Source organism: Actinoplanes sp. NPDC049598 (genome assembly GCF_040675435.1).
Classification (GTDB): Bacteria; Actinomycetota; Actinomycetes; order Mycobacteriales; family Micromonosporaceae; genus Actinoplanes.
Window position 1 is genome coordinate 818518 of the sequence record NZ_JBFAOX010000001.1, and the last position, 14011, is coordinate 832528.

At 72.6% G+C, this 14011-nt stretch carries 11 protein-coding genes (1 of these 11 cut by a window edge); all 11 read left to right on the forward strand.

Going from position 1 to position 14011, the window contains the following annotated elements:
• Tightly spaced (at most 29 nt apart), the 11 genes in view from AB0J66_RS04000 to AB0J66_RS04050 form a layout consistent with a single transcriptional unit that may run on beyond the window.
• Positions 1-1118 carry the 3' portion of an ABC transporter ATP-binding protein gene (locus AB0J66_RS04000; protein WP_364655448.1) on the forward strand. 526 nt of this gene lie to the left of the window's left edge, so 1118 of the gene's 1644 nt are visible here — the last part of the coding sequence; the start codon falls outside the window, past its left edge; the stop codon is at positions 1116-1118.
• Positions 1111-2913 (forward strand): ABC transporter ATP-binding protein, encoded by a 1803-nt coding sequence (locus tag AB0J66_RS04005; RefSeq protein ID WP_364655449.1) that lies wholly within the window; start codon positions 1111-1113, stop codon positions 2911-2913. The genes AB0J66_RS04000 and AB0J66_RS04005 overlap by 8 nt, the downstream gene beginning before the upstream one ends.
• Positions 2914-2916: 3 nt before the next feature.
• Positions 2917-3711, forward strand: coding sequence for an alpha/beta hydrolase (locus AB0J66_RS04010; RefSeq protein ID WP_364655450.1), 795 nt, complete (start codon positions 2917-2919; stop codon positions 3709-3711).
• Positions 3708-4499: a siderophore-interacting protein gene (locus AB0J66_RS04015; protein WP_364655451.1), complete on the forward strand. Its 792-nt coding sequence runs from the start codon at positions 3708-3710 to the stop codon at positions 4497-4499. The genes AB0J66_RS04010 and AB0J66_RS04015 overlap by 4 nt, the downstream gene beginning before the upstream one ends.
• Positions 4492-5826: a cation:proton antiporter gene (locus AB0J66_RS04020; protein ID WP_364655452.1), complete on the forward strand. Its 1335-nt coding sequence runs from the start codon at positions 4492-4494 to the stop codon at positions 5824-5826. The genes AB0J66_RS04015 and AB0J66_RS04020 overlap by 8 nt, the downstream gene beginning before the upstream one ends.
• Positions 5823-6569, forward strand: a complete 747-nt coding sequence (locus AB0J66_RS04025; protein WP_364655453.1) for a 2,3-dihydro-2,3-dihydroxybenzoate dehydrogenase — start codon at positions 5823-5825, stop codon at positions 6567-6569. Before AB0J66_RS04020 ends, AB0J66_RS04025 begins: the two co-directional genes overlap by 4 nt.
• Before the next feature lie 29 nt (positions 6570-6598).
• Positions 6599-7774: an isochorismate synthase gene (locus tag AB0J66_RS04030; RefSeq protein WP_364655454.1), complete on the forward strand. Its 1176-nt coding sequence runs from the start codon at positions 6599-6601 to the stop codon at positions 7772-7774.
• The gene (locus tag AB0J66_RS04035; protein WP_364655455.1) at positions 7764-9341 is read left to right on the forward strand and encodes a (2,3-dihydroxybenzoyl)adenylate synthase; all 1578 of its coding nucleotides are present in this window, start codon (positions 7764-7766) and stop codon (positions 9339-9341) included. Before AB0J66_RS04030 ends, AB0J66_RS04035 begins: the two co-directional genes overlap by 11 nt.
• 2 nt (positions 9342-9343) lie before the next feature.
• Positions 9344-9970, forward strand: a complete 627-nt coding sequence (locus AB0J66_RS04040; protein ID WP_364655456.1) for an isochorismatase family protein — start codon at positions 9344-9346, stop codon at positions 9968-9970.
• 11 nt (positions 9971-9981) lie between these two features.
• Positions 9982-11316: a lysine N(6)-hydroxylase/L-ornithine N(5)-oxygenase family protein gene (locus AB0J66_RS04045; protein WP_364655457.1), complete on the forward strand. Its 1335-nt coding sequence runs from the start codon at positions 9982-9984 to the stop codon at positions 11314-11316.
• Positions 11303-13237 carry an ATP-binding protein gene (locus AB0J66_RS04050; protein WP_364655458.1) on the forward strand — a complete coding sequence of 645 codons (1935 nt, stop codon included), beginning with the start codon at positions 11303-11305 and terminating at the stop codon, positions 13235-13237. The genes AB0J66_RS04045 and AB0J66_RS04050 overlap by 14 nt, the downstream gene beginning before the upstream one ends.
• Positions 13238-14011 lie beyond the last annotated feature (774 nt).

Consider the following 14011-nt stretch of genomic DNA (forward strand, 5'->3'; position numbering starts at 1 on the left):
CGCGCCGCTACGAGGGGGCCAACGCCGCGCTGTCGGCGGCCCACGGCGCCCGCGCCGACGCCGTGGAGGACCTTCTCTCGGCCAGCACGGCGGTCCGGGGTCTCGGCGGCGAGCAGGTGCTCATCGAGCGGCACCACGAGGTCAGCGCCACGGTCCGCGACCGCACCCTGGCCCTGGCCCGGATCGCCGCCGGCTGGGCCGCCAACGCGCCGTTCGTGCCGTGGCTGGCGACCGCGATCGGTGTCGCCTTCGGCGGCCTGGCCGTGCTGGACGGCCGTTTCTCGGTCGGCGGACTGGTCTCGTTCGCCAGCTGGATGACGCTGCTCGGCCGCCAGGTGATGATGCTGACGTTCCGCTTCGGCCAGCTCGGCGACGCCTGGACGGCCGCCGGGCGCATCGAGACGGTCCTGTCGGCCGCCTCGGGGCTGGCCGAGAAGGGGGAACCGGAGCCGCTGAAAAGCGGTGCGCTGGTGGCGGAGAACATCACCGTGGCGCTGGAGGACCGGGCGCCGCTCCGGCTGCCGGACATCGCCGTCCAGCCGGGTGAGATGGTCGCGGTGGTCGGCCCGGTCGGCACCGGCAAGTCGACGCTGCTGCGCCTGCTGGCCCGGCTCGCCGATCCGGCGACAGGTGCGATCCGTTACGGGGGTACGGATCTGCGCGACGCCGCCGTCGAGGACGTCCGCGACACCATCACGATCGTCGGCCAGCGCCCGCTCCTGCTCTCCGGCACCCTGGCCGAGAACCTGCGCCTGGGCCGCACCGAACTGACCGACGAGCAACTGCGGCAGGCGTGCCGGATCGCCGGGATCCTCGAGCACATCGAGTCCCTGCCCGAGGGGTTCGGCACCGTGGTCGGCGAGCGGGGCAGCACCGTCTCCGGCGGCCAGCTCCAGCGCCTCGCCCTGGCCCGCGGCCTGCTGCGCGGGGCGAAGGTGCTGCTGCTCGACGACGTCACCTCGGCCGTGGACGCCCGCACCGAGCAGCGCATCCTCGACGGGCTCCGCGGCCTCGACGTGACGATCGTCTTCGCCACGTCCCGTACGGCGGTGAAGGACCGCGCCGACCGGGTCGTCGACCTCGGCGTGCACGACGGAGAGCTGGTGTCCCATGGCTGACGTCCGCCTGCTGACCGAGGAGCCGGACCAGCGGCACGTGCTCCGCCGGGTCTGGCCCCACCTGCGCGAGCACCGCCGCTCGATGGCCGGCGCGGTCACGGTCAACCTGCTCTCCACGCTGTCGCTGACGCTGGTCCCGGTGATGATCGGCCGGGCGGTCGACGCCCTGCTCGACGGCGACCGTACGGGTCTGCTCGTCATCGCCGGTGTCGTGCTCGGCCTGGTGGTGGCCCGGACCGTGCTGTTGCGCTGGTCCGAGCTGCTGCTGACCCGGGTCGGCGAAAAGGTCGTGCACAGCCTGCGCGACCTGGTGGTCGAGCGGCTGGGCAACACCTCCCTGCGCTTCCTCGAGGCGCACCGCGGCGGCGATCTGCTGCAACGGGCCACCGTCGAGATCGCCGAGCTGGCCACCTTCGTCCGCAGTCAGCTCCCGGACCTGATCTCACTCGGCGGCTATCTGCTGTTCAGCGTGATCGTGCTGGTCTCCTCTTCGTGGCAGCTGTTCGGGTTGCTCGTGCTGGTGTTCGCGCCGCCGATGTGGTTCATCTCGCGGCGCTTCCGGCGGGCGGCCGCGAGCGCCTACCCGGCCGAGGCCGCCGCCCAGGCGACGCTGGCCGCCACGTTCTCGGAGAGCCTGCTGGCCCGGGAGCAGCTGCAGATCGACGGCGCCACCGGAACCTGGCTCGGCCGGCTGAGCCGGGACGCGGGTGCCTACCTGGAAACCGCCCGGGCCGCCCAGCGCGGGGCCACCTGGATCGACGCCACCTGGGTGGTGCAGGGCCTGACCAGCGCCGCGCTGCTGGTGGCGGGCGGCGTGCTGGCCGGCGAGGGCGTCGTCACCATCGGCGTCGTCGTCACCTTCGTCCTGGCCAGCCGCGACCTGTTCAGCTCCATCGACGACTTCACCCTGGTCGCCGGCGAGATGCTGGAGTCCCGCGTCGGCCTGGCCCGCCTGCTCGACCTGCTCGACGCAACTTCCGCCAAGAGCCCGGTAAATACCGAAAAATCGGGCACGGGAGGGGCGGCCCGGGGAACGGGCGCGGCCGCCGCGGCGGCGGAGGGCTCAGCGGGTGGCGCGGCGGTGGAGGGCGCGGCGGTGGGTCGGGTCGTCGGTGGTCTTGTGGCGTCGACGGCGGGGCTCAGTGCTGACGGGGTGAGCTACAGCTATCGGCCGGGGGAGCCGGTGCTGCACGGGGTCAGCGTGAGTTTCGGGCCGGGGGAGCATGCCGGCATCGTGGGGGAGACCGGGTCGGGGAAGACCACGCTGGCCAAGCTGCTCTGTGGGCTCTATCTGCCCGACAGCGGCGCGGTGAGGCTGGGTGGCGCCGGCCTCGCGAGCTTGGACGGCGGGGATCTGCGGCGGCGGCTCGTGCTGATCCCGCAGCAGGTGCACATGATCGCCGGGACCTTCGCGGACAACTTGGCGCTGACCCCGGGCCGGCCCGGGCCCGGGGACTTCGCGCGGGCGGCCGAACGGCTCGGGCTCGACGGGTGGGTGGCCGGGCTGCCGGGCGGGTTCGACGCCGAGCTGGGGCGGCGCGGCGAGCGGTTCTCGGCCGGTGAGCGCCAGCTGGTCGGGCTGCTGCGGGCCGCGATGACCGATCCCGAGGTGCTGATCCTCGACGAGGCCACGGCCGACCTCGACCCGGCGACTGCCCACCGCATCGAGGAGGCCCTGGCCCGGCTGCGCCGCAACCGGACCGTCCTGGTCATCGCCCACCGTCCGTCCACCATCGACCGTCTGCCCCGCGTCGTGCGCCTGCACGCCGGGCGGATCACATCCCCGGAGGGCTGAGAGATGCCTGTCATCGACGGCGTGCACTACCAGGAGACCGGCCGCGGTCCCGGCGTGCTGCTGCTCGCCGGCAACGGCGCGCGCGGGCGCACCTGGCACCTGCACCAGGTGCCGGCGCTGGTGGCGGCCGGCTACCGCGTCGTCACGTACGACGCCCGGGGCGTGCCACCCAGCGACACCCCGGAGGTGGTCACCATGCCCGGTCTGGTGGCCGACGCGGCCCGGCTCATCGAGCGGCTGGACCTCGGCCCGTGCCGGATCGCCGGCTCCTCCATGGGCGCGCGGGTGGCCGCCGAGCTGTGCCTGGAGCGTCCGGATCTGGTCGACCGGGCGGTGCTGATGGCCACCTTCGGCCGCCGCAGCGCCTACCAGGCCGCGATGACCGCGGGCGAGCGCAGCCTGCAGCAGGCCGGGATCGAGCTGCCCGACGCCTATCTCGCCGTCGTACGGGCCGCTTTCAACCTGTCGCCGCGCACGCTGGCCGACGACCGTGCGGCCCAGGACTGGCTCGACGTCTTCCAGATCCCGCTCCAGCCCAGCACGGTCAGGACGAGCAGGCAGGAGGCCGGCGCCGACGAGGATCGCCTGAAGGCGTACGGCGCCATTGAAGTGCCCTGCCTCGTCGTCGGCTTCGCCGATGACCTCATCGCCCCGGCGAAGGGTGCCCACGAGGTCGCGGAGGCCATTCCCGGCGCCCGGTACGCCGAGATCCCCGACGCCGGTCACTACGGCTACCTGGAACAACCCCAACGGCTCAACGCCGAGCTGCTCGCGTTCTTCGATGGAGAAACCGCATGAACACCACCGCCCGCGAGGTCGAACTCGTCTGGCACGACCTCACCCCGCGCCTGCTCGAGGTGCGCCGCGTCGAACGGCTCACCCCGGGCATGGTCCGGGTCACGCTCACCGGCGAGGACCTGGACGGCTTCAAGTACGGGGCCCCGGACGACCACGTGAAGGTCTTCTTCTGCGAGCCCGGCGCCGATCTGCCGGTCATGCCGACGATCGGCGAGGAGGGCCTGGAGCCGCCGCCGCCCGGCTCGCCGCTGCCGGTCTACCGCGACTACACGATCCGCTACGTGCGGCCCGAAGTGCGTGAGCTCGACATCGACTTCGTGCTGCACGAGCACGGCCCGGGCGGCTCGTGGGCGGCCCGGGCCGAGCCCGGCCAGCGGGTCGGGATCCTCGGGCCGCGGGGCTCCACTGTGGTCCCGTACACGTTCGACTGGTACCTGCTCGGCGCCGACGAGACGGCCCTGCCGGCGCTGGCCGCCTGGCTCGAGCAGCTCCCGGCCGACGCCACCGTGCTCGCCTTCGCCGAGGTGGCCGACGAGAAAGAGACGCAGGAACTGCCGAACGTGCGGTGGCTGTACCGCGATCGCGGCGAGACGCTCGGCGCGGCCGTCCAGCAGCTGACCCTGCCGGAGGGCGACGGCTACGTCTGGATCGCCGGCGAGGCCACCGGTCTCAAGCCGATCCGCCGGGAGATCCGGGCCCGGGGCCAGAACCGGAAGTGGACGGAGATCGACGGCTACTGGAAGAAGGGCGTCGAGAACCTGGACCACCACGAGGACGACGATGAGTAGCCCGCTGCCCGGTCTGGCGCCGCACAGCCTGCTGGTCTTCCTCCTGCAGGTGTCGTTGCTCCTGCTGGTCGCGCTGGCCCTGGGCCGGCTGGCGGTGCGGCTGGGCCTGCCGGCGCTGGTCGGCGAGCTGCTCACCGGCGTGATCCTCGGCCCGTCCCTGCTGGGCGCGCTGGCCCCGGGCGCCTTCGACTGGGTCCTGCCGGCCGACGCCGACCAGCTGCATCTGGTCGACGTGGTGGGCCAGGTCGGAGTTCTCCTGCTCGTCGGGGTCACCGGCGTCCAGCTCGACACCGCGATGCTGCGCCGGCGCGGCCTCACCGGCGTCAAAGTCAGCCTGGCCGGCCTGCTGCTGCCGCTGGCCCTCGGCATCGCGGCCGGCTTCCTCGTGCCGGCCGCCCTGCTGACCGGAACCAGCGACCGCGGCACCTTCGCGCTCTTCCTCGGCGTCGCGATGTGTGTGACGGCGATTCCGGTCATCGCCAAGACGCTGTCGGACATGGGCCTGCTGCATCGCGACATCGGCCAGCTGACGCTGGCCGCCGGGATGGTGGACGACGCCGTCGGCTGGTTCCTGTTGTCGGTGGTCTCGGCCGCGGCGACCACGGGCGTACGGGCCGGAGCGGTCACCCTGTCCGTGGTGTACCTGATCGGCTTCGTGGTGGCCGCGCTCGTCATCGGCCGCCCGCTCGTGCGCTGGGTGCTGACGCGGGCCGGCCGGGCGGGCGACGGCGGCCCGCGGGTCACCGCCTCGGTGGTGCTGATCCTGCTCGGCGCGGCGGCGACCCACGCGATGGGCATGGAGGCGCTGTTCGGCGCGTTCATCGCCGGCATCCTCATCGGCCAGGCCCGCGCCGCCGAGCCGCCCGACCCGCGGCCGGGACGCTCGATCTGGCAGGACCTGTCGCCGCTGCGCACCATCGTGCTCTCGGTGCTGGCGCCCGTCTTCATGGCCACCGCCGGTCTGAGGATGGACCTGACCGCCCTGGCCGACCCCAAGGTGCTGCTGGCCGGCATCGCTCTGCTGCTCGTGGCCGTCGTGGGCAAGTTCGCCGGCGCGTACCTCGGGGCGCGGGCCGGGAAGCTGTCGCACTGGGAGGGCATCGCCCTCGGGGCCGGCATGAACTCGCGCGGCATCGTCGAGGTCGTCGTGGCCGCGACCGGCCTGCGGCTGGGCGTGCTGTCCATCGCCACCTACACGGTCGTCGTGCTCATCGCCGTCATCACCTCGGTCATGGGACCGCCGATCCTGCGCTGGGCGATGTCCAAGGTGCAGGTCACCGAGCACGAGGAAAAGCGGGCGCTCGAGTTCGCCGGAGGACGGGCGTGATCGCGCTGGTCACCGGGGCGGGACAGGGCATCGGGCGGGCCGTCGCCCACGCGTTCGCCGCCACCGGGACCCGGGTCGCAGCCGTCGACCGGGAGCCGAAAGGCGTGGAAAGCCTCGCCGCGGAACACCAGAACATCACCGCGTACGTGGCCGATGTGGCGAGGACCCAGGAAGTGGAGGGCGTCGTCGAGGCGGTCGAGCTCGGCCTGGGCCCGATCTCGGTGCTGGCCAACGTGGCCGGCGTGCTGCGTACCGGCGCGGTCGTCGACTTCGCCGACGCCGACTGGGCGGCGCTGTTCGACGTCAACGCGGGCGGGGTCTTCCGGGTCAGCCGGGCGGTGGCCCGCCGGATGGTCCCGCGCCGGGCGGGGGTGATCGTCACGGTGTCGTCCAACGCGGCCGGCATCCCGCGCTCCGGCATGGCCGCCTACGCCGCGTCCAAGGCGGCCTCGACCGCCTTCACCAAGAGTCTGGGGCTCGAGCTGGCCCCGTACGGCATCCGCTGCAACGTCGTGGCCCCCGGCTCCACCGACACCCCGATGCAGCGGTCGCTGTGGGACCACAGCGGCCCCGAACCGGTCATCGCCGGGGATCCCACCACCTTCCGCACCGGGATCCCGCTGGGACGGCTGGCCGAGCCGGAGGACGTCGCCGACGCGGTGCTCTTCCTGGCCTCCGACCGCGCCCGGCACATCACCATGCACGACCTGTACGTCGACGGCGGCGCGACGTTGCGGGCCTGAACATTAGGGAGAACCATCCAGTGACTACCGTGTCTGCCGCGAAGCCCGCGACCTCCGGGGCCGAGCTGCTCGCGGGCTACCGCCCGGGCAGCTCCTCACTGTTCGCCTCGCCGAGCGGCACCCTGCTCGCCGAGGGTACCTACTTCGCGGTTCCGCCGTCGGGACGCCCGGACGGCCTGGCCGACCTCGCGCACCGGGTGGACGCCGTGCTCGGCGTGGCCGAGGCGGCCGGCCACGAGGTGCGTACGGTCGTCGGCGCGGTCCCGTTCGCGCCCGGGGCCGACGCTCATCTGGTCGTCCCGATGCGGTTGCGGCGGGGCGGCCCGCCGGTGGCCTCGGTGAGCGATGAGGCCGCCGCCCCGGTCAAGCAGATCCGGCCGGTGCCCGAGCCGGAGCGCTACGCGGCCGCGGTGGCCGAAGCGGTCCGGCAGATCAACGCCGGCCGCTACACCAAGGTGGTCCTGGCCCGCTCCCTGCGGGCCGACGCTCCCGGCTTCGACCCGGGTCCGGTGGTCCGCGCCCTGGCCGGCCGCGAGCCCCGCGGGTACACGTTCGGCGTCGACCTCGGCGGCGGGCGCACGCTGTTCGGGGCCAGCCCCGAGCTGCTGGTCTCCCGGCACGGCGCTCAGGTCACGGCCAACCCGCTCGCCGGCTCGGCCGCCCGCAGCGACGACCCGGCCGAGGACCGGCGCCGGGCCGAGGCGCTGCTGCGGTCGGAGAAGGACCGGCACGAGCACGCCGTGGTCGCCACCGCGGTCGCGGAGGGCCTCCGGCCGTACTGCTCGTCCTTGACCGTCCCGGCGGAGCCGTCGCTCGTCCGTACGGCCACCATGTGGCACCTGTCCACTCTGGTCACCGGCGTCGTGGCCGATCCGGCCGTCTCGGCGCTGCGGCTGGCGACCGCGCTGCATCCCACGCCGGCGGTCTGTGGGACACCGACGGCGGCCGCCCGCGTGGCCATCAGCGAGCTGGAGCCGTTCGACCGCGGCTTCTACACCGGCATGGTCGGCTGGGTCGACGCCACCGGCGATGGGGAATGGGCGGTCACCATCCGCTGCGCCACCGCCGACGAGGACGGCCTCGACCTGTTCGCCGGGGCCGGCGTGGTGGCCGGCTCGGATCCTCGGGCCGAGCTGGCCGAGACCACGGCCAAGCTCGGCACCATGCTCGCCGCCCTGGGATTGGAGCATTCCGATGTCGTTTGAGGATCTGTACCGTTCGCGCGGCTATTGGATCGGCCAGACGTTCGACGATCTTCTGACTGGATCAGCAGTGCGTCACCAGGACCGTATCGCCGTCGTCGACGGTGGCCGGGAGGTCAGCTACGCCCAGCTCCGGGACAACGCGCTGCGCCTGGCCGCGGGCTTCCACCGGCTCGGCGTGAAGAAGGGCGATCGTGTTGTCGTCCAACTGCCCAACACGGCCGAGTACTTCGACGTCATCTTCGCCCTGTTCCGGCTGGGCGCGCTGCCGGTCTTCGCCCTGCCGGCCCACCGTGCGGCGGAGATCGGCTACTTCTGTTCGCACACGTCGGCCGTCGCCTACGTGACCACCGACGTGCATGAGGGCTTCGACCACCGCACCCTCGCGGCGGCCGCCGGTGACGCCCGTACGGTCATCGCCGGTGACCCGGGCGAGCACACCGCCCTCGCCTCGCTCTACGCCGACCCGGTGGACCTGCCTGACGGCCCGGCCCCGGACGAGCTGGCCTTCCTGCAGCTCTCCGGTGGCAGCACGGGCCTGCCCAAGCTGATCCCGCGCACCCACGACGACTACCTCTACAGCGTGCGGGCCAGCGCCGGCATCTGCGGCCTGACCCCGGACAGCGTCTACCTCGCGGTGCTGCCGGTGGCCCACAACTTCACGATGTCGTCGCCCGGCGTGCTCGGCGTGCTGCACGCCGGCGGCCGCATCGTGCTGGCCCGCCGGCCCGACCCGGCCACCGTGCTGCCGCTGATCGCGGTCGAACGGGTCACCATCACCGCCGTCGTGCCACCGCTGGCGCTGCTCTGGGTGGACGCGGTCGAGGCGATGGACAAGAAGCCCGACCTCTCCAGCCTGCAGGTGCTGCAAGTGGGCGGGGCCAAGCTGGGCAGCACCGTCGCGGCCCGGGTCGAGCCGGTGCTGGGCTGCCGCCTGCAGCAGGTCTTCGGGATGGCCGAGGGGCTGGTCAACTACACCCGGCTCGACGACCCGGACGAGATCGTGCTGAACACCCAGGGCCGGCCCATCTCGCCCGACGACGAGATCCTGGTGGTCGACGACGCCGACGTCCCGGTCGAGCGGGGCCAGGTCGGCCATCTGCTCACGCGTGGTCCGTACACCATCCGGGGTTACTGGAACGCCGAGGAGCACAACCAGACCGCGTTCACGGCGGACGGCTTCTACCGGACGGGCGATCTCGTGCGGCACCGCCCCGACGGCTACCTCGTGGTCGAGGGCCGGGCCAAGGACCAGATCAACCGCGGCGGCGAGAAGATCGCGGCCGAGGAGGTGGAGAACCACCTGCTCACCCACCCGGCCGTGCACGACGTGGCGGTGGTGGCGGTCCCGGACGCCTATCTGGGCGAGCGGACGTGTGCCTTCGTCGTGCCCCGCCCCGGCGAGACGGTGACGCTGCCGCAGGTGAAGAAGTATCTCCGCGAGCGCGGCCTCGCCGCGTACAAGATCCCGGACCGGGTGAACGTGGTCGACGCGTTCCCGGTCACCGGCGTCGGCAAGATCAGCCGTCGCGAGCTGCGCGCGGCCCTGCGTGCGTCCCAGGAAGGATGAGCATGCTGCCGAGGATCACCCCCTACCCGCTGCCCACCGGCTTCTCGATGGCCGGCGCCCGCGTCGGCTGGCGACCGGACCCGAGCCGGGCCGCCCTGCTCGTGCACGACATGCAGAACTACTTCCTGGCCCCGTTCGGCACGGCCGACCACGCCCTGCTGGCCCGGGTCGTCGACAACATCGCGGCCCTGCGCAAGCACGCCCACGAACACGGCATGCCGGTCGTCTTCTCGGCCCAGCCCGGCGGCCAGAGCCTCGCCGAACGCGGCCTGCTGCAGGACTTCTGGGGCGACGGCCCGCCGCCGTCCGAGCACGCGCTGGCCATCACCGACGCCCTCACCCCCGGACCCGGCGACCAGCGGATCACCAAGCGCCGCTACAGCGCCTTCGCCGGCACGCCCCTGGCGTCCCTGCTGGCGGGCCGCGACCAGCTCATCGTCACCGGGGTCTACGCGCACATCGGCGTGCTCGCCACCGCCCTGGACGCGTTCATGCGCGACATCCAGCCGTTCGTCGTGGCCGACGCGGTGGCCGACTTCAGCCCCGCCCACCACCGCGACGCGCTGCGGCACGTCGCCGACCGTTGTGGCGTCGTGGCCACGGCGTCCGAGATCGCTGCCCACCTGTGAAAGGCAAGCCCATGTCTCAAACCGAAGAGCCGGTGTACGACCTCGTCGGCATCGGCTTCGGGCCGTCGAACCTGGCGCTCGCCATCGCCCTCCAGGAAAGCGACACCCCGATCAGCGCCGTGTTCCTGGAGAAGCAGGAGGACTTCGGCTGGCACCGGGGGATGCTCTTCGAGGACGCCACGATGCAGGTGTCGTTCCTCAAGGACCTGGTCACCATGCGGAACCCGGCCAGCGACTTCAGCTTCGTGTCGTACCTGCACGCGCACGACCGGCTGGCCGAGTTCATCAACTTCAAGTCGGTCTACCCGCTGCGCGTGGAGTTCCACGACTACTTCGTCTGGGCCGCCCGCCGGATGAGCCACGCCGTCCGCTACGGCCACACGGTCACCGACGTCGTGCCCGTGGCCGACGAGAACGGCGAGGCGTGGGCGGTCGACGTCGTCAGCTCCGAGGGCACCTTCCGGGCCCGCAACGTGGTCGTGGCGGTCGGCCTCGAGCCGAGCCTGCCGCCCGGGGTGACCCCCGGCCCGCGCGTCTGGCACAACCTCGACCTGCTGCACCGGGTGGCGTCGTTCGAGGTGGCCGAGCCGCGCCGGTTCATCGTGGTCGGGGCCGGGCAGAGCGCCGCCGAGTCGGTCGCCTTCCTGCACTCCCGCTATCCCACGGCCGAGGTCGACTCGGTCTTCTTCCGGTACGGCTACAGCCCCGCCGACGACAGCAACTTCGCCAACCAGATCTTCGACCCGGCCGCGGTGGACCTCTACTACGACGCGCCGGCCGACGTGAAGCGGATGCTGTTCGACTACCACCGCAACACGAACTACTCCGTGGTCGACGGCGAACTGATCGACGAGCTGTACCGCCGCTCGTACCGGGAGAAGGTGCTGGGCCGCAGCCGCCTGCGGATGATGCGCGCCTCCCGGGTGGCCGAACTCATCCCGGCCGCCGACGGCGTCACCGCGGTGGTCGAGGACCTGCCGACCGGCGAGCGGACGACCCTGGCGGCCGACGCCATCGTCTACGCCACCGGCTACCGCCCGGTCGACGTCACCCGCCTGCTCGGCACCGCCGGCCAGCACTGCCAACGCGACGAGGAGGACCTGCTGCGGGCCGGGCGCGACTACCGCCTGGTCACCGACGCGCAGCTGCACGCCGGGCTCTACCTGCAGGGCGGCACGGAACACGCCCACGGGATAACAGCCACCCTGCTCTCGGCCGGCGCCGTCCGGGCCGGCGAGATCGTCGCCTCGCTGACCGCGAGCCTGGCCGGCCGCCACCCCGTGCCCCCGGCCGGACCCCGCGACCTGGTGACGACCGGCTCAACTTCTCCGGATGGCCGCCGATAGGACGAACGTGCCGGAGCAGCTGTACCTGCTCGCGAACCTGGTCATCATGGTCGCCTACTCGGGGATCATGGTGGCCATCGTGGTGCCCGTCGGACGGGCGGGACAGCTGCGCACCAACCGGCTCGCGGTCGCCACCGCCTTGATCTTCTTCAGCTGTGCCATCGGCCACGGGCTGCACGCCTGGACGTCGTACCAGGCCATCACCGCCCAGGCGGGCCACCACGCCCTGGCCGGCAGCTGGGCGTGGACCCTCGCGGTGTGGGACGCGGTCACCGCCGGCGTGGGCGTCTACTACTGGTCGCTGCGCCGCCGCTACGGCATCCTGCTCGGCCGGGACGCCATGTACGTCTCCCTCGGCGAGCAGAACCGTGAGGCCGAGGCCGAGCGGGCCCGCTCGACGCTCGCCGCGGTCGTCGAGTACACCGACGACGCCATCATCGGGCTGGGCATGGACGGGCTGATCACCGCCTGGAACGGCGGGGCCGAACGGCTGTTCGGCTACCGGGCCGACGAGGCCCTCGGGCAGCCCGCCTCGATGCTGACCGACGAGGCCGGCCACGCCGAGCAGCAAGCGGTGCGCAGCCGCATCGCGAACGGCGAGCGGGGCGTCTACTACGAGGCCCGCCGGCTGCACAAGGACGGCTCACCGGTCGAGGTGTCGCTCAACGTCGCCCCGATCCGCGACAGCTCGGGCACGGTCACCGGCGTCTCGGTGGTGGCCCGTGACATCCGCGAGGCGCGTGAGGCGGCCGAGCGCCAGCGCGCGCTCGAGGAGCGCACCCATCAGGCGCAGCGCATGGAGAGCCTGGGCAAGCTGGCCGGCGGCATCGCCCACGACTTCAACAACATCCTGGCCATCATCGTCAACTACACCGAGTTCGCCCTCGAGGAGAGCGCGGACAACCCGGGCGTCCGCAATGACCTGACCCACGTGCGCACGGCCGCCGACCGGGCGATGGGGCTGACCCGTCAGCTGCTCACCTTCACCCGGGGCGACACCGTGCAGCCGCAGGACGTCGACCTCAACCTCGCCCTGGCCGAGGTCCGCGACATGCTGGAGCGCACCATCGGCGAGCACATCGCGCTGATCGCACGCCCGGCGGCCGCGCCGGTCGTCGTCCGCGCCGATCCCGGCCAGCTCCAGCAGATCCTGCTCAACCTGGCCATCAACGCCCGCGACGCGATGCCCGACGGCGGCTCGCTGGTGCTGGAGGCGGACGTCGCCGACGTCGACGGCAACGAGGTCAAGATGCAGCCCGCGCTGCCGGCCGGCCGCTACGCCCGGCTGCAGGTCAGCGACACCGGCGAGGGCATGCCGCCCGCGGTGGTCCAGCGCATCTTCGAGCCGTTCTTCACCACCAAACCCCGAGGGCGCGGTACGGGTCTGGGGCTGTCCACGGTCTACGGCATCGTGACCGAGGCCGGCGGCGCACTGAACGTCTACTCCGAGCCGGGGGTGGGCACCACCTTCCGGATCTACCTCCCGCTGGCCGCCGTCTCGGGCGACACCGCGGTGGCGGCCCGGCCGGCCGCTCCGCCGCCCGGCGACGGCCGCACGATCCTGGTCGTCGAGGACGAGGTCGACCTGGCCCGGGTGGTCACCCGCATCCTGACCGCCGCCGGCTACCACGTGCTGCTGGCCGACAGCGCGCCGCACGCCCTGGAGATCTTCGCCGAGAAGAGCTGCGACGCCCTGCTGACCGACGTCATCATGCCCGAGATCTCCGGCCCCCGGCTGGCCGAGCTGCTCCACGAACACCGCCCCGACCTGCCGGTGGTCTACATGTCCGGCTACAGCAACGGCCTGCTCGGCGAGACCCGCGTCCTCGACCCCGGCATCCCCTTCGTCGAGAAGCCCTTCACCCGCCAGGACCTGCTCCACAAGGTCCACGAAGCGCTCACCGTGGCCGTCGCCCATTGACCGCCGAGGACACTGCCACAACCGGGACCGCGCGGCCGGCTGAAGACGTACGGATCGATCGAAGGTGTGGTCCGAAGCGGAAACGGCAGCGAAGAGGCTCGACGTGCCGCTAGCGTCGCAGTCCTGATGATCTTCCGCGCGCGGTAACGGCAGCTGCCGCGCGCGGAGCAGGCGAATCGCCCGGGAGCCCACCGAAAGCTGGATGACCGGCCGGCCCAGGGGAATCCCGGGCGATTCGGTTCAGCTCACCGCGGGCACGCCGCCGGTGAGGGTCGCGAGCATCTCGTCCAGCCGGGGCACCGGCATCGCCTACGCGGCCACGCCCGGCCTCGGCCGCCGGGACGCCGCACAGCCCGAGTAGGTCCTTCCTCCGCGGCGACGACCTCTATGGCGACAGTAATCAATGGAGGAGGTGTGATGAACGAGTCGCCCTTGAGCCGCCGCGAGATCCTCGAGGCGATGCTGGTTCTGCGCGGCGCGGGCATCACCGCCGAGCAGTACCGCGACCTTGACCTGACCGAGCACTGGCGGTAGGCAGCCTCGAGGGTGAGTCCACCGGCCGGGAGCCGGCGTTCGCCGCGGCTCGCGCCCGGGCTGCGGACACCGGCGACGATGTCGAGGTGTGGCGGAGCTTCGGCCGGCACGACGACGGCGCCGAACGGTGGATCGTGAAGCCCGACGGGACGACCTGGTCGCCCGGATGATCTGCCTTCCCCCGGGGGACACCGGTCGCCGTGCTCAGCACCGGACGGAAAGCTGATAGTGCACGGCGGT

Bases quoted from the DNA above. Each gene is read 5' to 3' on its own strand.
- AB0J66_RS04005 (WP_364655449.1), top strand. From the start codon at position 1,111: ATGGCTGACGTCCGCCTGCTGACCGAGGAGCCGGACCAGCGGCACGTG.
- AB0J66_RS04010 (WP_364655450.1), top strand. From the start codon at position 2,917: ATGCCTGTCATCGACGGCGTGCACTACCAGGAGACCGGCCGCGGTCCC.
- AB0J66_RS04015 (WP_364655451.1), top strand. From the start codon at position 3,708: ATGAACACCACCGCCCGCGAGGTCGAACTCGTCTGGCACGACCTCACC.
- AB0J66_RS04020 (WP_364655452.1), top strand. From the start codon at position 4,492: ATGAGTAGCCCGCTGCCCGGTCTGGCGCCGCACAGCCTGCTGGTCTTC.
- AB0J66_RS04035 (WP_364655455.1), top strand. From the start codon at position 7,764: ATGTCGTTTGAGGATCTGTACCGTTCGCGCGGCTATTGGATCGGCCAG.
- AB0J66_RS04040 (WP_364655456.1), top strand. From the start codon at position 9,344: ATGCTGCCGAGGATCACCCCCTACCCGCTGCCCACCGGCTTCTCGATG.
- AB0J66_RS04045 (WP_364655457.1), top strand. From the start codon at position 9,982: ATGTCTCAAACCGAAGAGCCGGTGTACGACCTCGTCGGCATCGGCTTC.
- AB0J66_RS04050 (WP_364655458.1), top strand. From the start codon at position 11,303: ATGGCCGCCGATAGGACGAACGTGCCGGAGCAGCTGTACCTGCTCGCG.